17 protein-coding genes are annotated in these 20,628 nt (G+C 67.4%); 8 read left to right on the forward strand and 9 right to left on the reverse strand.

The window, feature by feature from the left end; all coding sequences use genetic code 11:
* Positions 1-81 precede the first annotated feature (81 nt).
* Positions 82-1,500, forward strand: a complete 1,419-nt coding sequence (locus tag AB4070_RS03090) for a carboxylesterase/lipase family protein (RefSeq protein ID WP_441978845.1) — start codon at positions 82-84, stop codon at positions 1,498-1,500.
* A 37-nt stretch (positions 1,501-1,537) separates the two neighbouring features.
* Here AB4070_RS03090 and hemW read toward each other — a convergent pair whose 3' ends face one another.
* The 4 genes from hemW to lepA all read right to left on the reverse strand — a co-directional run bounded on the left by hemW (position 1,538) and on the right by lepA (position 5,821).
* Positions 1,538-2,755, reverse strand: a complete 1,218-nt coding sequence (gene hemW, locus AB4070_RS03095) for a radical SAM family heme chaperone HemW (RefSeq protein WP_441978846.1) — start codon at positions 2,753-2,755, stop codon at positions 1,538-1,540.
* A complete protein-coding gene (locus tag AB4070_RS03100; RefSeq protein ID WP_046749203.1) occupies positions 2,755-3,408 on the reverse strand; it encodes a DUF1990 family protein in 654 nt (217 codons plus the stop codon). Before AB4070_RS03100 ends, hemW begins: the two co-directional genes overlap by 1 nt.
* A gap of 67 nt (positions 3,409-3,475) precedes the next feature.
* Complete coding sequence (locus tag AB4070_RS03105; protein ID WP_441978847.1) at positions 3,476-3,937, reverse strand: DUF1990 family protein; 462 nt, start codon at positions 3,935-3,937, stop codon at positions 3,476-3,478.
* A gap of 30 nt (positions 3,938-3,967) precedes the next feature.
* On the reverse strand, positions 3,968-5,821 hold the full coding sequence (gene lepA / locus AB4070_RS03110; RefSeq protein WP_045264906.1) for a translation elongation factor 4: 1,854 nt from the start codon (positions 5,819-5,821) through the stop codon (positions 3,968-3,970).
* Positions 5,822-6,062: 241 nt separating this feature from the next.
* Between lepA and AB4070_RS03115 the strand changes: the two genes are divergently transcribed.
* From AB4070_RS03115 to AB4070_RS03135, 5 genes are all read left to right on the forward strand, one after another.
* Positions 6,063-7,046, forward strand: coding sequence for an ABC transporter permease (locus AB4070_RS03115; protein WP_046749205.1), 984 nt, complete (start codon positions 6,063-6,065; stop codon positions 7,044-7,046).
* Positions 7,047-7,048: 2 nt separating this feature from the next.
* On the forward strand, positions 7,049-7,978 hold the full coding sequence (locus tag AB4070_RS03120; protein ID WP_441978848.1) for an ABC transporter permease: 930 nt from the start codon (positions 7,049-7,051) through the stop codon (positions 7,976-7,978).
* Positions 7,975-9,903 carry an ABC transporter ATP-binding protein gene (locus tag AB4070_RS03125; RefSeq protein ID WP_441978849.1) on the forward strand — a complete coding sequence of 643 codons (1,929 nt, stop codon included), beginning with the start codon at positions 7,975-7,977 and terminating at the stop codon, positions 9,901-9,903. The genes AB4070_RS03120 and AB4070_RS03125 overlap by 4 nt, the downstream gene beginning before the upstream one ends.
* Positions 9,904-10,020: 117 nt before the next feature.
* Complete coding sequence (locus AB4070_RS03130) at positions 10,021-11,730, forward strand: ABC transporter family substrate-binding protein (protein ID WP_378875178.1); 1,710 nt, start codon at positions 10,021-10,023, stop codon at positions 11,728-11,730.
* A 74-nt stretch (positions 11,731-11,804) separates the two neighbouring features.
* The gene (locus AB4070_RS03135) at positions 11,805-12,677 is read left to right on the forward strand and encodes an alpha/beta fold hydrolase (protein WP_441978850.1); all 873 of its coding nucleotides are present in this window, start codon (positions 11,805-11,807) and stop codon (positions 12,675-12,677) included.
* On the opposite strand, the gene AB4070_RS03140 is transcribed toward AB4070_RS03135, so the two are convergent.
* A complete protein-coding gene (locus AB4070_RS03140) occupies positions 12,621-13,859 on the reverse strand; it encodes an MFS transporter (protein ID WP_441978851.1) in 1,239 nt (412 codons plus the stop codon). The two genes, AB4070_RS03135 and AB4070_RS03140, sit on opposite strands and share 57 nt — an antisense overlap.
* Complete coding sequence (locus tag AB4070_RS03145) at positions 13,856-15,217, reverse strand: glycoside hydrolase family 1 protein (RefSeq protein ID WP_441978852.1); 1,362 nt, start codon at positions 15,215-15,217, stop codon at positions 13,856-13,858. The genes AB4070_RS03140 and AB4070_RS03145 overlap by 4 nt, the downstream gene beginning before the upstream one ends.
* 222 nt (positions 15,218-15,439) lie before the next feature.
* Between AB4070_RS03145 and rpsT the strand changes: the two genes are divergently transcribed.
* Positions 15,440-15,700 (forward strand): 30S ribosomal protein S20, encoded by a 261-nt coding sequence (gene rpsT, locus AB4070_RS03150; RefSeq protein ID WP_017830351.1) that lies wholly within the window; start codon positions 15,440-15,442, stop codon positions 15,698-15,700.
* Between the two features lie 78 nt (positions 15,701-15,778).
* Here rpsT and holA read toward each other — a convergent pair whose 3' ends face one another.
* The 3 genes from holA to AB4070_RS03165 are packed head-to-tail and all read right to left on the reverse strand — an operon-like array spanning position 15,779 to position 19,800.
* The gene (gene holA, locus AB4070_RS03155) at positions 15,779-16,816 is read right to left on the reverse strand and encodes a DNA polymerase III subunit delta (RefSeq protein ID WP_441978853.1); all 1,038 of its coding nucleotides are present in this window, start codon (positions 16,814-16,816) and stop codon (positions 15,779-15,781) included.
* A gap of 39 nt (positions 16,817-16,855) precedes the next feature.
* A complete protein-coding gene (locus AB4070_RS03160; protein ID WP_441978854.1) occupies positions 16,856-19,153 on the reverse strand; it encodes a ComEC/Rec2 family competence protein in 2,298 nt (765 codons plus the stop codon).
* Between the two features lie 26 nt (positions 19,154-19,179).
* Complete coding sequence (locus AB4070_RS03165) at positions 19,180-19,800, reverse strand: ComEA family DNA-binding protein (RefSeq protein WP_441978855.1); 621 nt, start codon at positions 19,798-19,800, stop codon at positions 19,180-19,182.
* A 184-nt stretch (positions 19,801-19,984) separates the two neighbouring features.
* On the opposite strand from AB4070_RS03165, the gene AB4070_RS03170 reads away from it, so the two are divergent.
* Positions 19,985-20,623 carry a phosphatase PAP2 family protein gene (locus tag AB4070_RS03170; protein ID WP_441978856.1) on the forward strand — a complete coding sequence of 213 codons (639 nt, stop codon included), beginning with the start codon at positions 19,985-19,987 and terminating at the stop codon, positions 20,621-20,623.
* Positions 20,624-20,628 lie beyond the last annotated feature (5 nt).

Below are 20,628 nucleotides of genomic sequence, written 5' to 3' on the forward strand. Positions count from 1 at the left end.
TCGGACGTTCAGAGTGCCAATCCTACCCCGTGCAGCTCCGGGTTCTCCGTACCGCGGACGGACGACTCTAGGATGACGCTCATGACATCCTCCCCGCGCGCCACCCTGTCGAGCGGCATCATCCGTGGCTCTGAGGAGGCGGGGGTCGCCCGCTACCTCGGCATCCCGTACGCCATGGCGCCGTTCGGCGAGAACAGGTTCCGCGAACCGCAGCCTGTCTCGACCTGGGACGGCGTGCGCGACGCACTGGAGTTCGGCCCCACTCCGCCGCAGGTTCCGTATGCGGGCGCCATCGGCGAGCTGCTCGGCTCGGTGCGGATCGACGGAGACGACATCCTCACGGCGAACGTCTGGGCTCCGTCCGACGCATCCGGCGCCCCCGTGCTGCTCTGGATCCATGGCGGCGCGCTCGAGCGCGGCACCGCCGCGCTTCCGCTCTATGACGGTGCGGTCTTCGCGCAGGCGGGAATCGTCTTCGTGTCGATCAACTACCGACTCGGCTCAGAGGGGTTCTCCGTCCTGGAGGGCGCCCCGCGGAACCTCGGACTGCGCGATGCCGCCGCTGCCCTCGAGTGGGTGCACCGTGAGGTCGTCGCTTTCGGCGGCGACCCGACACAGATAACGGCGATGGGCGAGTCCGCCGGTGGAGCCATCGTCGCCGGACTCCTCGCTCGGACGGACTCCCGCGCACTGATCAGTCGCGCCATCATCGAGTCCGGCCCGCTTCAGGCGCAGATTCCGAAGAAAGCGGGACGTGTGACGGCCCGGCTCGCGAAGCGACTCGGAGTACGCGCTGACCGCGATTCCTTCGCCGCTCTGACGCCTGAGCGGCTGTTGGACGCACGGAAGGCTCAATCCGTCGGATCGTCTCCCCTCGGCGGGGCTCCGGCGTTCCAGATCGCCATCGACCCCGAGAGCCTCCCCCGGTCACCGCACGAGGTGCTTCGCGAGATAGACACCCCGATACTCATCGGGAGCAACACCGACGAGTATCGGCTCTGGTTCCCCCCAGAGGTGCTGGCAGGCATCGGGGAGCTGAGACTGCAGGCCGCGCGGCTGTTCTCCCGCATCCCTCGACGTGCGGTGACGGCCTATCGGTCCGCATTCCCCGGCGCCGGCGCTGGCGAGATCCTGGGGCAGCTCATCACGGACGTGATGCTGCGTGCACCACTGAGCCGGGTGGCAGCCGCGCGCCCGGAGAAGACGCACGTCTACGAGTTCGCCTGGCGGAGTCCTGTCCGCGATCTCCGCGCAGCGCACGCGCTCGAGCTGGGGTTCGTGTTCGATCGCCTCGATGACGAGGAAGCCGCACGTCTGGCAGGTCCTGACGCTCCGCGTGACCTCGCGACCGAGATGAATGCGGCGTGGGTCGGGTTCGTGACGTCTGGCGATCCGGGCTGGCCGGCCTACGGTCGCGAGCGCCTCACGCGCGTGTTCGACACCCGGAGCACGACGGTGCCGCAGAGACGCATGACCGGGATGGATCTGCTTCCCGGCTGACAGACTCGTCGGCTGACAGACTCGTCGGCGTCGGGCTTCAGTCGGTCAGCTCGCGAACGACGGCATCGGCGAGCAGGCGACCGCGCAGCGTCAGCTGCACGCGCCCCTGGAGCGCTGCGAGTGGTTCGACGAGACCGTCGGCGATGAGTCCGGCGACCCTGCTCCTGTTCGCGGGCGGCACGTCGTCGATCGCGATCCCCTCGCGGATGCGGCTGAGGAGCAGGATCCGCTCGAGCGTGCGCGAGTCGTCGTCCGGGCGCTCCGTACCTGCTGCCGGCGACTCGGATGCCGCAAGGCGCTGGGCGTAGGCCGCGGGGTGCTTCACGTTCCACCAGCGCAGACCCGCGACGTGGCTGTGCGCTCCGGGACCGAAGCCCCACCAGTCATTCCCCCGCCAGTACGCGAGGTTGTGTCGGGAGCGGCGATCGGGCGTGCGGGCCCAGTTGCTCACCTCGTACCAGTCGAAGCCGCCGGCAGCGAGGCGGTCGTCGGCGAGCTCGTACATGTCGGCCTGGAGATCGTCGTCAGGGGTCGGCACCTCCCCGCGGCGGATCTGACGCGCGAGCTTGGTTCCGTCTTCGATGATGAGCGCGTAGGCGGAGATGTGGTCCGGCTCCAGCGCGAGTGCGGCATCGAGCGACGCCTGCCAGTCGGCGAGGGACTCCCCCGGTGCTCCGTAGATCAGGTCCACACTCACGGCGAGGCCCGCATCCTTCGCGGCGGCGACGGCCGTACGCACGTTCTCCGGGCGGTGCGTGCGGTCGAGGGCGGCGAGCACGTGGGGAACGGCAGACTGCATGCCGACCGACATCCTCGTGACTCCTGCTCGTGCCAAGGTGTGCGCCACCTCGGGCGTCACCGTGTCGGGGTTCGCCTCGACCGTGACCTCCGCGCCCTCCGCCAGGCCGAACGCATCGGTCGCCGCTCCGAGCATGCGTGCGAGGTCGCCGGCGGGGAGGAGCGTGGGAGTACCACCACCGAAGAACACGGTATCCATCGGCCGCAGCGCTCCCGCGTCATCCAGCACTCGACGAGCGAGGGCGATCTCCGAGATCAACGTCGACGCGTAGTCCTCCTGCTTCGCCCCGCGCAGCTCGGTCGAGGTGTAGGTGTTGAAGTCGCAGTAGCCGCAGCGCACCGTGCAGAACGGGATGTGCAGGTAGGCGGAGAACGGCACGTGCTCATCGATCCGAAGATCTGCCGGCAAGCGTCCGTCCGCCGGGGCGGGGTCTCCGAGAGGAAGTGGTCCCGCCATCAGACGGGAGTCGCGTACAGCGGGGAGATCGCCCGAAGATAGCGTGCGAAGAGCTCGCGGCGGCGACGCTTCACGAGAGCGGGGATCGTGCGATAGAGCAGGCCGTTCGGCGCATCGAAGGCGCGCACGGTGAACCACACCTCGTCGTTGTCTTCACGCCAGTCCACGTCGAACGACTCTTCTCCGCTGACCACCGATCCGCCGACGGTTCCGAGGACGAACCCGACACGACGAGTCTCCTCCGTGACGGAGATCACGCGGAGCTCGGAGTCGGCTCGCATGCCCGCGACGCGCCCGCGGAGGTGCAGGGTCATCCCCGCGCCGACGAACGGCATGCCCTCCGCGTCGTAGCGCTGCTCGACGTCGCGCTTGCTCGGAGCGATCGGGTTGCCCTCGGCATCGAAGCTCACGCCCGCGTAGGCCGGTCCCGGTGCGGGTCGCACGTCTTCGACCGTGAGGCCGGCAGCGCGCTGGGCCGTCCACGACAGAAGCGCTTCGCCGGCGGTCTGGAAGCGTTCGATCCCGCTGCCGATCCGCCAGGATTCCTCCGCCGGGATGCTGCGCTCCGGCGGGTACTGCATCAGATCCGGAGCATGGGTCGCACCCACGGCCGCATAGTCCACCGTGTCGTCTCGGAAAGTCCCGCGCCGCATGACTTCCACCCTACTTCGGGTTACCTGAGCGAACACCCCCACGCGCCGCGGAGCGTCACATCGTGGCTCAGCGTGAGACCGACGACGACCCCGCCTCGTCCTGGACGATGCGGATGTACCGGCCGTGCGTGGATCGCTGCAGCAGCAGGAGTGCCGGCGCCAGCAATCGCCAGAACCACGTCGAAGGACGCGAGACCGATCGCGCGACGAAAACACCGTGCTCGTCGATCAGGAACGACTCCTCGCCGTAGATCGGATGCCCAGGACGGGTCTCGTAGCCGAAGCCGCTCTCATCCGCCCAGACGACGCGTACGGGCTCCACGAATCGAATACCGATCAGACGCTTCGCGAGCACGCCCTCGACGCCCGCGGCAGGCGCACCGGAAGGGACTTCGAATCCCGCGCGGCGCTTGAACTCCCACGAGCTCACCAGCGCGGCGACCGCAGCTCGCGCGGCAGGGCCGACGACCGTCGAACGCTCGGAGAGTCGCATGCCCTTCGGCACCGCGCGGATCGGGCCGCGCGTCATCCCGCGCTCATACGCCGGGAACGGCACCGGCTACTTCTTTTCCTTGCCTTCGACGTCGCCGGAGAGCGCAGCGATGAACGCCTCCTGCGGCACCTCGACGCGACCCACCATCTTCATGCGCTTCTTGCCCTCCTTCTGCTTCTCGAGGAGCTTGCGCTTGCGGGTGATGTCACCGCCGTAGCACTTGGCCAGCACGTCCTTGCGGATCGCGCGGATCGTCTCGCGGGCGATGATGCGCGCACCGATCGCGGCCTGGATCGGCACCTCGAACTGCTGACGAGGGATGAGCTTGCGCAGCCGCTCCGCCATCATCGTGCCGTAGGCGTAGGCCTTGTCGCGGTGCACGATCGAGCTGAAGGCATCGACCTTCTCCCCCTGCAGGAGGATGTCGACCTTCACCAGGTCCGCTTCCTGCTGACCTGAAGGCTCGTAGTCGAGCGACGCATAGCCCTGGGTCTTCGACTTCAGCTGATCGAAGAAGTCGAAGACGATCTCGCCGAGCGGCATGTTGTAGCGCAGCTCGACGCGCTCCTCGGAGAAGTACTCCATGCCGAGCAATGTGCCGCGACGCGACTGGCACAGCTCCATGACGGTGCCGACGTAGTCCTTGGGCAGCAGGATGGCTGCCTTGACCATGGGCTCCGACACCGAGCCGATCCGCCCATCGGGGTACTCGCTCGGGTTCGTGACGGTGACGGTCTCGCCGGTGTCGCTGGTGAGCACCTCGTAGATCACGCTGGGTGCCGTGGTGATGAGGTCGAGTCCGAACTCCCGCGCAAGACGCTCGGTCACGATCTCCAGGTGCAGGAGTCCGAGGAAGCCGCATCGGAATCCGAACCCGAGGGCGACCGAGGTCTCCGGCTCGTACTGCAGGGAGGCATCGGAGAGCTTCAGCTTGTCCAGGGCCTCGCGGAGTTCCGCATAGTCGCTGCCGTCGATCGGGTAGATGCCCGAGAACACCATCGGCTTCGGGTCGGTGTACCCGGGGAGCGCTTCGGATGCGGGCTTGCGGGCGTTCGTGATCGTGTCGCCGACCTTGGAGAGACGGACATCCTTCACGCCGGTGATGAGGTAGCCGACCTCGCCGACCCCCAGCCCCTTGGTGGGAGTCGGCTCCGGGCTGGACACGCCGACCTCGAGAGCCTCATGGTTCGCGCCGGTCGACATCATCTGGATGCGCTCGCGGGGCGACAGGCTGCCGTCGATCATGCGGACGTACGTGACGACGCCGCGGTAGGCGTCGTACACCGAGTCGAAGATCATGGCGCGGGCCGGAGCATCCGCGTCACCCTTCGGCGCCGGGATCTCCTGGACGAGCCTGTCGAGCAGGTCCTCCACGCCGGCGCCGGTCTTGCCGGAGACCCGCAGCACGTCTTCCGGCTTTCCGCCGATGAGGGAGGCCAGCTCCTTCGCGTACTTCTCCGGGTCGGCCGCCGGCAGATCGATCTTGTTCAGCACCGGGATGATGTGGAGATCGTTCTCGAGCGCGAGGTAGAGGTTCGCGAGGGTCTGCGCTTCGATGCCCTGCGCGGCGTCGACGAGCAGGATCGCGCCCTCGCAGGCGGCGAGGGACCGGGACACCTCGTAGGTGAAGTCGACGTGACCCGGGGTGTCGATCATGTTCAACGCGACGGTCTGCCCATCGAGCTCCCAGGGCATCCTGACCGCCTGGCTCTTGATGGTGATGCCGCGCTCACGCTCGATGTCCATGCGGTCGAGGTACTGCGCGCGCATGTCGCGATCCGAGACGACGCCCGTGATCTGGAGCATGCGGTCGGCGAGCGTCGACTTGCCGTGGTCGATGTGGGCGATGATGCAGAAATTACGGATCTGCGCAGCCGGCGTCGCGGCAGGCTGAAGAGGGGTGAGAGCGCGTGGGGACATGTCCACTCGATTGTACGGTCAGGGGAGGCTAATCCCCGATTCGGCCATACCGGTGATAGTCTCCCGAAGTTGCCAGGGAAAATCCGTGACACCGGATCCCGTAAGCGATAAGACTCCGTCATACACCCCGTGATGGTCGTCGCGTCGCAGAGTTCGGTGGATGGCGATTGTGTATCCAACTGACTCAGCGTTGCGTCGGCAGATCCCGAGCGCGTCTGTAGAAGAGAAAGACTTACCCCCCTTGATCAAGTACCTCTTGCGCCGAGCACTCGGCTGGCTGCTCATGATCGTGGTCGCCACGAACCTCACGTTCTTCCTGGCGTGGGGCTTCCTCGATCCGCGCAGCAACTATGTCGGGCGACGGCCTCCGCTCTCCCCTGAGCAGATCGACAACGTCCTGATCCCGCGCAACCTCAGCGACACCGTCCCGCTGATCGAGCGGTGGTGGAACTGGTTCAGCGGCATCCTCTTCCGCTGGGACTGGGGCGTGAGCCCCACGGGGCAGTCGGTCAACGAGCAGGTGTCGTACCGCATGTGGGTCAGTGCCGAGCTGGTGCTCGGCGCGACGATCATCGCAGCGGTGCTCGGCATCTGGCTGGGCGTCTACACGGCATCGCGACAGTACAAGCTCGCCGACCGCATCGGTCAGGCGACGTCGATCATCACGATGAACGTGAACATCATCGTCGCCGGCCTCGCCGTGGTCCTCCTCGCGATCGCCCTCAACGAGTGGACCGGCGTCCGCATCTTCTACGTCACCGGTTCGTCGAGTCCCGGGGTGACGGGGTTCTTCCCCGTCCTCGTAGACACCCTGCAGCACCTCACTCTTCCCACGATCGCGCTCGTGATCGTCGGGTACGCCCAGTACCACTTCCTGCAGCGGTCGCTCCTGCTCGACAACATCAATGCCGACTACGTGCGCACCGCCCGCGCCAAGGGCCTGACCAAGTCGCAGGCGATCCGGAAGCACGCCCTGCGAACGTCGCTCATCCCGGTGGCCACGCAGGTCGCCTTCACGATCCCGACGATCTTCACGGGCGCCGTCCTGACGGAGCGGATCTTCGCCTGGCAGGGCATGGGGCGGTACTTCCTCGACACCATCAACAACAACGACATCAACGGCGTGGTCGCCGTCGCCGCCTTCGGCGCCGTGCTGACCGCGATCGGCGCAGTGCTCGCCGACATCGTCGTCGTCGTTCTCGACCCGCGAGTGAGGGTGAGCTGACCATGACCACCGATATGATCGACCCCCTCGTCGAGCCGCCGGCAGCCCCGCCGACCGCCGATCGGGCATCAAGCAAGTCGCTGTCCAAGTGGACGCTCTACACCCGCCGGTTCATGCGCAACAAGCCGGCCGTCGGTGGCGTCATCGTCCTCCTCGTCCTGATCCTGTTCTCCACACTGGGACCGTTGCTGTCGCAGTACCAGGTCGACAGCATGGACTTCCTCGCATTGAGCCAGCCACCGTCCGCCGCGCATTGGTTCGGCACGAACGGCGCTGGCAACGACACCTACACGCAGACGGCGATCGGTCTGCAGCGCTCTCTCATGATCGCTGTCACCGTCTCCGTCGGCACCACGATTCTCTCTGCCCTCGTCGGCACAGCCGCTGCCTACTTCGGCGGCTGGTTCGAGCGGTTCGCTCTGCTCTTCATCCACTTCATGATGGTCGTCCCGACCTTCCTGCTGCTGTCGATCATCTCGAACGACTCCGGTGGCGTGTGGTGGGTGATCGCCTTCGTGATGATCTTCGTCGGCTGGTTCTTCCCGGCTCGCATCATCTGGACCATGACACTCTCGCTGCGCGAGCGCGAGTACGTGCAGGCAGCGCGCTACATGGGCGTGCGCGGCCTGCGCATCGTGACCCGGCATCTGATCCCGAACATCGGATCGCTGCTGGTGATCAACTTCACCCTCGGCATCGTCGCCGCCGTGACGACCGAGACCGGCCTGTCGTTCATCGGCTTCGGCGTCAAGATCCCCGACGTCTCGCTCGGTTCGCTGATCGGCGAGGGCAGCTCCTCCATCATCAGCTCCCCCTGGCTGTTCTACTTCCCCGCGCTCGTCCTGACCCTGCTCACCGTCTCCATGGCACTCATCGCCGACGGACTGCGCGACGCCCTCGATCCCACCTCGGCTGCAGGAGGCCGCGCATGAGCCCTGTACTCTCCGTCCGCGACCTCAAGGTCAGCTTCGCCTCCGAGTCCGGTCGAGTCGACGCTGTCCGCGGCGTCTCCTTCGACCTCGAAGCCGGAAAGACGCTCGGCATCGTCGGAGAGTCGGGCTCGGGCAAGTCGGTCACTTCCCTCGCCGTGATGGGACTGCTCGACGAGAACGCCAAGGTCACCGGCTCGATCGTCTTCGACGGTCAGGAGCTCCTGGGCAAGACCGATACCCAGCTCTCCGCCATCCGCGGCAACGGGATCTCCATGGTGTTCCAGGACCCGCTCACCTCGCTCACCCCCGTCTACACGATCGGTGCGCAGCTGATCGAGGCGCTGACGGTGCACCGCAACCTCAGCGTCAAGGACGCGACCGCCCGGTCGATCGAGCTCCTGAAGCTCGTCGGCATCACCGAGCCCGAGAAGCGGATGAAGTCCTTCCCGCACGAATTCTCCGGTGGCATGCGTCAGCGCGTCGTCATCGCCATCGCGATGGCCAACAACCCGAAGCTGATCATCGCCGACGAACCGACCACGGCTCTCGACGTGACGATCCAGGCGCAGATCCTCGACCTGATCGAGAAAGCCCAGGCCGAGACCGGCGCGGCCGTCATGATGATCACCCACGACATGGGCGTCGTCGCCCGCACGGCCGACGACGTGATGGTCATGTACGCAGGCAAGCCCGTCGAGCAGGCGCCGGTGCGCGAGCTGTTCCATCAGACGCGGATGCCGTACTCGATCGGCCTCCTCGGTGCGATCCCCCGCGTGGACAAAGCCGAGAAGGAGCCGCTCACGCCGATCAAGGGCAACCCGCCGCTGCTGATCAACCTCCCGGATGCGTGCCCGTTCGCCGACCGCTGCCCCATCGTCATGGATGCCTGCCGCACCCGCGAGCCCGAGCTGCTGCCCGTGCTCACCGGCGGCGGCGAGGAGCACCGTGCCGCATGCATCCGTGCGAACGAGATCACCGACGGCGGCCTTCTCAGCGGCCTGCCCGTCTACCCGGTGCGCGAGGAGCTGGAGAGCGCTCTGACCCGTCTGCCCCGCGAGGAGCGACCCATCACGCTCGAGGTGAAGAATCTCACCAAGACCTTCCCGCTCCTCAAGGGGTCGTTCCTGAAGCGCAAGGTCGGCGAGGTGCACGCGATCAAGGGCATCAGCTTCGACGTGCGCGAGGGCGAGACCCTGGCCATCGTCGGCGAGTCCGGTTCCGGCAAGACGACGACGCTGCTGCAGATCATGGACATGGTCAAGCAGACCGACGGAGACATCATCATCGCCGGCACCAGTGTCAACGACATCCGCAGCCACAAGGTGGAGCGGGAGCTGCGACGCGACATCCAGATCGTGTTCCAGGACCCGATGGGGGCGCTCGATCCCCGTATGACGGTCGCGGACATCATCTCGGAGCCGTTGTCGGCCATCGGCACTTCGAAGGCCGAGGCTCACCGCCGTGTGCAGGAGCTGATGGATCTCGTGGGACTCAACCCCGCACACAGCGATCGTTTCCCGCAGGCGTTCTCGGGGGGTCAGCGTCAGCGAATCGGCATCGCCAGAGCTCTGTCCACCAACCCGAAGATCCTGGTGCTCGACGAGCCGGTCTCCGCGCTCGACGTGTCGATCCAGGCCGGCGTGATCAACCTGCTCGACGATCTCAAGGTCAAGCTCGGGCTGTCGTACCTGTTCGTCGCGCACGACCTGTCCGTCGTCCGTCACATCGCCGACCGCGTCGCCGTGATGTACCTCGGAGACTTCGTCGAGCACGGCGATGTGGACGATGTCTTCGACAATCCGCAGCACCCGTACACGAAGGCGCTGCTGTCGGCGATCCCGGTTCCCGACCCTGATATCGAGCGTACGCGCGAGCGAGTCGTCTTCGATCCGGCGACGCTGACGGCGCGGCCTGTCGCCTCCTGACCGGCCCACGGATCACCGTCCGGTAACGGTTGGCCCGGATTCACCTGCCGCAGGAGCATTCGTGCACCCGGCGAACTATTCTCCCCTTATGACACGCCGCAAGGCGAAAGGAGCACCATGAAGCAGTACAAGCTGATGGGAGCGCTGGCACTCACCGGCGCTTTCGCACTCGCGCTCAGCGGGTGCGCTGCCGGCAACACCGGTAGTGGCGACAATGGCGACGCCGGCGAGAAGACCGACGTCGAGATGGCGAACTACAACCCCCAGCCGCGCGAGAACCTCAAGGAGGGTGGCACGGTCAACTTCGCCATCCGCGAGGTCCCGCCGCAGCTGAACTCGTTCAACAGTGACGGCAGCGCCGATACCGCGCGTATCGCCGCCTGGTACATGCCTCAGATCATCCTCATGAAGCCGGATGGCACGCAGTACAAGAACGACAACTACCTCTCCGAGTGGAAGCACGAGGTGAAGGACGGCAAGACGGTCCTGACCTTCACGTTCACCGATGAGGCGCACTGGAACGATGGCACCGACATGGACTGGACTGCCATCGACGCCACGTGGAAGGCCAACCGCTCCTACGACGAGGGCTTCAACCCCAACGCCACCGACGGCTACAAGGACATCGAGTCGGTCGAGCAGGGCGACACCGCGAAGACCGCGATCGTCACCTTCAAGGGCGAGTTCGCCTGGCCGCAGATGCCCTTCAACGGCGGCGTGATCCACCCGGCTCTGGCCGACCCGACCACGTTCAACGAGGCGATGATCGAGAACCCGCACCCCGAGTGGGGCGCAGGTCCGTACACGGTCAACGAGTTCGACGCCAACAAGGGTTACATCTCGTTCAAGCCGAACCCCGAGTGGTGGGGCGACGCTCCTCTGCTCGACGAGGTCACCATGACCGGCATGGACGCCCAGGCCGGCGTCAACGCCTTCAAGAACGGTGAGGTCGACATGGTCGAGACGGGCTCTCAGGAGCTCATCGACCAGGTCAAGGACGTCGACGGCGCGAAGGTCTACCGTGCGCAGCAGACCGCCAACACCATCCTGCAGGTCGACTCGACCAAGCCGCAGTTCCAGGATGTCAAGGTCCGTGAGGCGTTCTTCAAGGCCATCAACATCGACCAGCAGAAGCAGATCGCCTGGAACGGCCTCGGCTACGAAGAGGACCCGGCCGGCTCGCTGACCCTGTTCTCGTTCCAGCCCGGCTACTCCGACTCCATGAAGGAGGCCGGCTGGAAGTTCGACGTCGAGGGCGCCAAGAAGCTCCTCGACGAGGCAGGCTGGGAGGAAGGCTCCGACGGCATCCGCGAGAAGGATGGCGTGAAGCTCTCCGTCGTCTACCCGATCTGGGCCGACTCGGCGACGCAGAAGGCTCTCGCACAGTCGCTGCAGGCGCAGGAGAAGGCGATCGGCATCGACGTCAAGGTCGAGGTTCGTCCGGCCAGCCAGTTCTCTTCGGACTACACGTCGAAGAACTGGGACGTCTCCGGACTCCGCTTCACCTCGTCCGACCCGTTCGGTGCGGCCTGGTTCTGCCAGCTGTACTGCTCGGACTCCGGCCTGAACCTGTCGGGTGTCGGTGACGCCGAGCTCGACGCCGAGATCAAGGACAAGGTCGAGTCGCAGAGCGACCCCGAGGCGCAGACCGCTGCCGCGATGAAGCTCGAGCCGGAGATCTACAAGCGCTGGGGCCTCATCCCGCTGTACAACGGACCGCAGATCTACACCGTCAAGGAAGGCCTGGCGAACCTCACGCCCGAGCCCTACGTCGGACTGGACCTGTTCGGCATCACCCCGGTCGAGAACGTCGGCTGGGAGAAGTAACACCCTCTGCACGAATCGTGTCGAAGCGGGGCCGGTGGTTCATCCACCGGCCCCGCTTTCCTTATGCTGAACCCGTGAGCGCACAGATCGTCTTCGTGCACGGCATCCGTACTTCGGCCACGATGTGGCGGTCGCAGGCCGTCTATCTCGAGGAGCGGGGACACGCCTTCACCGCCGTCGACCTTCCTGGCCACGGATCCCGGATGCAGGAGGACTTCACGCTGCACGAGGCGCTGCACACGATCGACGTCGCAGTGCGCGCGGCTGCTGACAAAGGACCCGTCGTCCTCGTCGGCCATTCCATGGGCGGGCTGCTCTCACTCGCCTACGCCGGCAGTGCCGAAGCTCCACCGATCGCAGCCCTGGTCGCCGCCGCCTGCACGTCCCTGCCCCGCGGCACCGGTCTCGCCGCGTACCGTCTGTTCGCCCGCGCCGTCGACTCCCTCCCCGATCGCGGGATGTGGCTGACGCGGCAGATGCTCGCCGCCACCATCCCGCTCGAGAACCGTTCGGACTTCGCCGCCGGCGGCTACGCGCTCGACACGCAGGATGCCGCGCTGCGCAGCCTCGCCGCACTCGATATCGCCACAGCCGTTCCCCGCATCGCCGTTCCGCTGTGGTTCGTAAACGGGCAGTACGACCAGCTGCGGCTGAACGAGCAGCTGTTCCGACGCCTCGCACCACATGCTGAGCTGATCGTCGTGCCACGCGCCACCCACCTGGTCACCGCGATGCGTCCGGAGATCTTCAACGCCGTGCTGCAGCTCGCCATCGCGACCGTCGAGCAGGCGGACGCAGCGCGAGCGGATGCAGAAGGCCCGGACGCAGAAGGCCCGAACGCAGGAGGCCTGGACGCAGAGGACCTGGACGCAGACGAGCTCACGGCGCGCTCACGCCGCCGGGGACGGCTGCCGAGCGAACGCCGTGAGGAGTCCGCCGACCAGTGACAGCACGGCGGCTGCGACGAACACGAGCCAGAATCCGCCGACGAATGCGACCAGGCCCGCTCCCAGCACCGGTCCGATGAGCTGCCCGAGGGCGGCCGTCACGTTCACGATTCCGAGATCCCGCGCGTGGTCCTGCGCATCCGGGAGGAGATCGGCGGCGAAAGCGAGGCCGACCGTGGAGAACGCTCCGTATCCGAGACCCATGAGCGCCGCGGCCACCATGGTCATCTCGAATGTCGGGACGAGGGCGATCGCCACCCCGGATGCCGCTTGCACGACCGTCGCGGCGACTGTGAGCGTTCTCCTGTTGCCGGTGCGGTCGGACACGATGCCGGTGACCACGGAGGTGACGACGACGAAGACCGTGTAGACGACGATGAGCAGCAGCAGATTGTCCTGGGCTGTCGCGCTGGGCTGCCCGAGGCCGTGCAACAGGAAGAACAGGAACAGCGCGGTGCCGAGGGCATTCCCCACGTTCGTCACCAGACGACCGGAGAGCATCCACGCGAAGTCGCGGTCACGGAGCGAGGCGAGCCGGCGCCCTCCGCTGTGCTTCGGCCTCAGCGCCTCCGTACTCGGCGGATCGGGCAGCAGGAATGCGGTCGCCGTACCGACCACCGCGATGATACCGGCGAGCAGCCAGTACCCCTCGCGGATTCCGAGGCCGAGAAGTACGACGAGCCCCACTCCGACGACGATGCCGACGGCCTGACTGGAACCGACCGCGGCCGATGCGGCACCTCGCTGCGTCGTCGGGAGCTGATCGGCGATGAGCGCGGTGAAGGCCGCCGATGACACGGCGACGCCGATCGACACGCCCACCCAGCCTGCACCCACGGTCCACGGGCCGTCGGCGTAGCCCGTGAGCACGAGGCACACCGCCGTCAGCAGAACCCCGCCGACCGCCCAGGGGCGACGGCGGTGTCTGCCTGCGGCCGCGCGGTCCGAGAGCGCACCGGCGGCGGGACCCGCGAGGATGCCTGCGAGCCCGCCGATGCCCAGAACCAAGCCCGAGGAGACGACCCCACGGATCCAGTCGTCTTCCGGAGTGTCCAGCTGCAGCGGGAGGAGGAGCTGCACCGGAGTGAGCTGTACGGTCCAGATCGCCAGCCACGCGAGCGTGAACAGCGACATCCATCGCGCGCCGGCCCGTATGGTGCGGGGGTGCTCGGCGGCGGTCATCGCCTCTCCCCCGCTGCCTGCGAACTCCGGATGACCTCTCGGTACCAGTCGTACGAGGCTTTGGGCGTTCGCTCGCCCGTCTCGAAGTCGACGTGGACGAGGCCGAATCGCTGGGTGTAGCCGTCGGCCCATTCCCAGTTGTCCAGCAATGACCACACCGTGTACTCCTCCACCGGCACGCCGGCCGAGATCGCGTCGCCGACGGCCTGCAGATGCCCGGCGAGGTACGAGATGCGGTCGGCGTCCTCCACGCGGGTCGCGCGCTCGGGCTCGGGGAAGGAGGCGCCGTTCTCCCCGATGATCACGGGCGGCATGTCGGGATGGCGACTATGCAGGTCGATCAGCAGGTCGCGCAGCGCGCCGGGCATGATCGGCCATTCGGGACCGAATCCGGTGACCGGAACGCCAGGCGTCGGCACGATGTCGAAGGGGATCGGGCTTCCCTCTTCGGCGTTCGTGACCGTCGTCGGATTGTAGAAGTTGATGCCGTAGAAGTCGATCGAGTGGCCGATGGCTGCGAGGTCGCCTTCCTGCACGGGCATCGCAGGCAGGCCGAGTGCTTCCAGATCAGGGTAGGTACCGGCGAGGAGGGGCTCGCTGAAGACCCTGTTGTGGATCAGGTCGTAGACCGCCGCGGCCTCGTGGTCTTGGGCGGTGTCACCCAGCGGCAGGACCCAGGTGTGGTTGTTGACCAGACCCACCGAGACGGCACCGCGATCTCGGAGCACCGCCCCTGCGCGGGCGTGCGCCAGCAGCTGATGATGGGCGGTAGGCAGGGCGCCGAACAGGAGTTGCTTGCCTGGCGCCAATGCACCGACCGCATACCCCTGGAGGGTCGTCATCGCGGGTTCGTTGAGGGTGTACCAGTTCTGCACCCGATCACCGAGGCGATCAGCCACGAGCACCGCATAGTCGGCGAAGCGCTCGGCAGTGTCGCGCTCGATCCACCCGCCGTCGGCTTCGACGCTGCTCGGCATCTCCCAGTGGTACAGGGTGGGGAACGGCTGGATCCCGGCGTCGAGAAGCATATCGACGATGCGCGAGTAGTGGTCGAGCGCTGGGGTGTCTCCAGGACCCAGGCCGTCGGGCTGGACGCGAGCCCAGGGGATCGAGAACCGGTATCGGTCGAGTCCGAGACCGGACGCGAGAGCGACGTCGCGTTCGGGGTGCCGGTAGCTGTCGCACGCCGGGTCGGCTATGGATCCGTCGAGGACGGCACCCGGCCTCTCGACGAAGTCATCCCAGATGGATCGCCCGGATGCGCCGGTGGGCCGGGAGCCCTCGATCTGGAAGGCGGACGTCGCTGCGGACCAGCGGAGCCCGGAGGGCATGGACGAACGGGGCGGCTCGAGGGTCATGTGGCTCCTAGACATCAGTGTCGGGATAATGATGATTCTGCACCCGGTACCGTCGAATCCGCGACTGAGTCCCGCGTTCTCTCCGCCGTTTCGCGTCAACGGCCCGTCTGCTGGTAGACTCGACTCTTGGCTTGCGTGTGGGTTCTTCCCTCACGACCGCTGTGCAGCAGCCCTCTTCTGCTGCCGGCATTCCGAACACTCCTGTACAGAAAGCGTCCACACGTGGCAAACATCAAGTCGCAGATCAAGCGCAACAAGACCAACGAGAAGGCTCGCGAGCGCAACAAGGCCGTGAAGAGCGAGCTCAAGACGGTCATCCGTACCACTCGTACGGCCGTCTCCGCCGGCGACAAGGCAGCAGCCGAGGCCGCCCTCAAGAAGGCCGCCGTCAAGCTCGACAAGGCCGTCAGCAAGGGTGTCCTGCACAAGAACCAGGCGTCGAACCGCAAGTCGGCTCTCGCCAAGCAGGTCGCTTCCCTCTGAATCGACGCTTCTGAGAAAGGCCCGCCCCGATATCGGGGCGGGCCTTCTTCATGTTCGGGTGAAAGCACCGGCGATGGACTATTCGCCGAAAGGCTGTCGTGTGGCGATGACCGTGACCATGCGCTCCAGCGCGAAGATCGGATCGCGCGCGGCGCCCTTCACCTCGCCGTCGGCTCTGGCCGTGGCCTGGATCGCCATCCCGAGCGAGCGCTCGTTCCAGCCCGCCAGATCACGACGGGCACGGTCGACCTGCCAATCCTTCATCCCCAGGCGTTGCGCGAGTTGACGGCTCGGCTCCCGGTTGCCTGCCACGCGAGCCATGGTGCGCAGCTTCATGGCGAAGGCTGCGACCATCGGGACCGGGTCCGCCCCCGAGGAGAGCGCCTGACGGAGGGCCATGAGCGCCTCGCCGTAGCGGCCGGCGATCGCGGTGTCGGCCACGACGAACGCCGAGACCTCGACTCGTCCGCCGTAGTACTTGGTGACGATCTCCTCGGTGATGTCGCCGTCGACATCGCCGATGAGCTGCTGGCAGGCTGCGGCCAACTCCGTGAGATCGTCGGCGAATGCCGAGACCAGGGCGCGCAAGGCCGGAGGCGCAATACGCTTCTTCGCCGCGCGGAACTCACCGGCCGCGAAATCGACCCGATCGCCGTCGCGCTTGATCGCCGGGCAGGCGATCTCGATGCCGCCGCCGGAACCACCGCGAAGAGCGTCGAGGAGCTTCTTGCCCCGCACGCTCGCTCCGGTGTGCCGGAGGATGACCGTCGCCCCCTCCTGTGGGTTGTCGAGGTACGACACCGCCTCCTGGATGAACGCATCGGAGCATTTCTCCACGCCGGAGACGCGCACCAGACGCGGTTCTCCGAACAGGGAAGGCGACGTGAGTGACAGGAGCGTCCCTGGTGCGTAGTCATCGGCGCGCACGTCGCTGACTTCGAGTGCAGGGTCTTCGGCCCGGAGGTAGTCGCGCACACCGGCGATAGCTCGCTCGGCGCAGACCTCTTCCGGACCGGAGACCAGCACGATCGGGGCCGGGCGCGGCTCGCGCCAGGAGACCTGGGGGATCTTGGTGGGCTTCGCGCCGCCACGGGAAGGGGTACGCGAAGCTGCCATGGAACCAGCCTACCGGCGGTCGCCGACATGGCTCCGCCGTCACGGGGGCGTCTTCTCCGTCCAGATCTGCAACGCCCCGTCATCGAGTGCGAGCAGGATGCGCCCGTGCCCGTCGGTACGGAGCACACGTGCACCGGCGCCGGTCAGAACATCGATCGTCTCGGCGCGGGGGTGTCCGTAGTCGTTGTCCGCTCCGACGCTGAACAACGCCACGCGCGGCCGGATCTGCTCATACAGCTCTGGATCCTGATCCGCGCTGCCGTGGTGAGCCACCTTCACGACTGCGTACGGGGCGAGTCCGACGGCCCTCTGCAGCATGCGCTGTGGTGCGGCGGACAGGTCGCCGAGGTAGAGGGAGCGCGGCACGCCTCCCCCGGCGAACTCCAGCACGACGCTCGCGTCGTTGCCGGCGGGGAACGACGGTGATCGACGTAGCGGCCAGAGCACGCGCCAGGCGGCATCGCCGAGCATGCCGCGCCGTCCCGCCGATGCCTCCTCGACCTCGGCACCTCCGTCGGCGAGGTCGTCGATGAGGCGTCGATCGCGCGGATCAGCCATCGGTCCGTGCAGAACCGTCGACACGCGCGCCTGCACAGCAGCGCTCCCGCCGACGTGATCGAGGTCGAAGTGCGTGAGCACCAGAAGATCGATGTGCTCGACGCCGAGCGACCGCAGACATGCGGACAGCAGCTCCGCATCGGGGCCGGTGTCGATCAGCGCCACCTGGCCTGCCGAGCGCACGAGCACCGCGTCGCCCTGCCCGACGTCGCACGCCGCGATCGCCCAGCCGTCCGGAGCCGTCGCGGTCGCCAGCGGTCCATCGAGGAGTACGCGTGACCCGGCGAGCGAGAGCACCACCACGAGCACAAGTGCCGCAACCCGCCTCAGCCAGCGAGAGATCCGCCCGGCTGACGTCGCCTCCGTCGAGCCCGCGGCGCGTACGAGGACTGCGGCGATCGCTGCGCTCAGCAGAGCCACCAGGAGTGCACTGCCGACACCTGCCTGCAGGGTGATCTGCGCGCTCGGAAACCGCGCCGTGGTGGTGGCGGTCGTCGCGATCCAGGCGGCGGGGAGCCACGCCGAAGCCGCAAGGAAGTCGGCGAGCATCGGCAGCGGTGCGGCCAGGCACGCGAGAAGCCCGATCACCGTCGCGACCGGCGCCGCGGGCGCGGCTATCAGATTCGCAGCGATTCCGACCAGGGACTGCTGCTGAGCGAACAGCGCGATGATGGGGCCGCACGCGAGCTGCGCGGCGAGCGGGACCGCCAGAGCCAGCGCGACGGGTCCTGGCACTGCTCGTCTCAACCCGTGGGCGAGGGACGGGGCGAGCAGGATCAACGCCCCCGACGCGACGACGGACAGCGCGAACCCCGGAGTCGCCGCCAACCACGGATCCGCGACGAGGATCCCTGTCGCGCACAGAGAGAGCACTCCCGCCCCGGCGCTCGGCCTCCCGCACAGGATGGTGAGCATCCCCACCGCTGCCATCACTCCAGCCCGGACGACGCTCGGCTCCGGAGTCACCAGCACGACGAAACCCGCCAGGCCCACAAGCGACAGCACGAGGCGCAACCGACGGCCGCCCCCGCAGAGGGCCGTGAGCCAGAAGATCGCGCCGACGACGATCGCGCAGTTCGCGCCGGAGACGGCGGTGAGGTGGCTGAGCCCACTCGCACGCATGTCGTCATTCAGGGCCGGCGTCACCGCGCGGGTGTCGCCGACCGCGAGGCCGGGCAGGAGGCCTGCTCCGGGCTCCGGCAGGCGCAGTGCCCTCCCCACGAACGTGCTCTTGATCGCGGCTGCCGCGGCGAACACACCGGACGCGGGGTCGACGATCTCGGCATCGCTCGCGAAGATCACGAGAGCCGAGCGCTCCCCGGCTTCGGTGATCGATGACTCCCCCACCACCCGTATCCGCGCACCAAGGTCGAACCCGTCGGCGGGTTCCACTCCGACGCGGACCGGCGCTGTGGAAGGAGCCGCCCGCCCAGGCGGCCCGAGTGTCATGGCCGCCGCCTCGAACCACAGCCGCCCGTCCCGTCCGAGCGATGCCGAGGAGGTGACCTCGGCCGACGACTCGATGACGCGCCCGCCCCACGCGCGCGCCTCATCCCGCGCCGGAAGAGCGAACCCGACGGATACGGCCGCACTCGCCATCGCCGACAGTAAGACGATCGTGACACCGACCTCGGCACGTCGAGTGGCCTCGGCTCGCGATCCCGTGCGGCTGAACACCAGCACACCTGCCGCAGCTGCGGTGCATGTGCCGGCACAGACCCACGCGAGTTCAGGCAACAGCACGCACAGCAGCGCGGCACCCCATACGGCTGCCGCCACAGGCAGTAAGCGCAGATCGCGCGCCCTCACACTCTGACCCCGTCGCGCAGGCCCGAGAGGAGCTTCTCGCCGATGCCGGGCACGGCGAGAAGGTCGTCGATGGAGGCGAACCGACCGTTCTCCTCTCGCCAGGCGACGATCCGCTCCGCCAGCGCCGGTCCGATGCGCGGAAGCGTCTCGAGCGCGGTCTGATCCGCCGTGTTGAGATCTATCCGCTCGTCGCCCGGTGGCGCTGCTGCCCCGCCGGGCGCATCCGTCATCGCGCCTACCGCCGGCACGACGATCTGCTCTCCGTCTTCGACCACGCGTGCGAGGTTGACGGCGCTCAGGTCCGCGTCGCTGGTCGTTCCGCCGGCAGCGGCCACCGCATCGACGACTCGCGCGTCGAGATCGAGCACGTAGAGCCCCGGCTTCTCAACAGCGCCGAGCACGTGCACGTACAGCTCGCCGGTCGAGGCGGGTCCTGAGCTTGCACCGGCTCCGTTGCCTGTGTCCGCGAGTGACACGGTGTCGACAGGCGCCGATTGACCACGCAGGATGCCGACCCCGACGGCAGCCGACAGCACGACGAGTGCCAGCACCACCGCGGCTCCCACGCTCAGGCGCAGGCGGCGCCGGGGCGGAGGTGGTGTCTGGGGAGAAGCCATCCGGCAACGCTAGACGGATCGCACTGTTCGGCCCGCGGCTCCGGACAGCAGCCGTGGACAAGGGCCCGAGACTGTGTGCTGTGCAGGACGCTGCCTCCGCACCACGGCGTATACATCTCAGGCGCGATGCAGCTACATCTCACGTCGGATGCCCTCCGCACATCGGACCCATATCGTCGAGATCATGCCCTCGACCCGTCTGTCCTCACGCAGCGTGCTTCCCTTGATCCTCACGACCGGCTTCGCGGTTCTCGTGCTGGCGCTTCCGGTGCCAGGAAGCCTGAGTGTGCTCGGTACGCGGGGGCTGCATTCCGCGGCCGCGGGGATGCCGGGAATCGAGTTGATCTCCGAGGTCGGGCTGATGCTCCTCGCCACGATCACCGCCGTGACGCTCGGTCGCGCCTGGTGGACCCGTCGGGATCGTCGACCACAGCTCGTGATGGCCGCTGCAGGCGTCGTCATCGCCTACCTCCTGAGCGAGGGAGCAAAGCTCGTCTTCGCCCAGGAGCGCCCGTGCGCGGTGTGGACGATCGCCACCGAGTGCCCGCCGCCGGGAGACTGGTCACTGCCGTCGAACCACGCCACGCTCGCGTTCGGAGCCGCGGCCGCCATCGCTCTGACGGTCGGACGTTCCTGGCTCATGTGGTCGGCGATGGCGCTCGCTGCGGTGGTCGCGGTCGCGCGGGTCGCCCAGGGCGTCCACTATCTCCACGACATCGCGCTCGGCGCAGCGCTCGGCGTCTTCGTACCTATCGTCCTCGTCGCCCTGTCGGAGAGGTCTCGACGGTCTTCCTCCGGCGGAACGCAGGCACACCCCGAATGACATCA

This window comes from Microbacterium sp. 2RAF4 (assembly GCF_052115285.1).
GTDB classification, from domain to species: Bacteria; Actinomycetota; Actinomycetes; order Actinomycetales; family Microbacteriaceae; genus Microbacterium; species Microbacterium oxydans.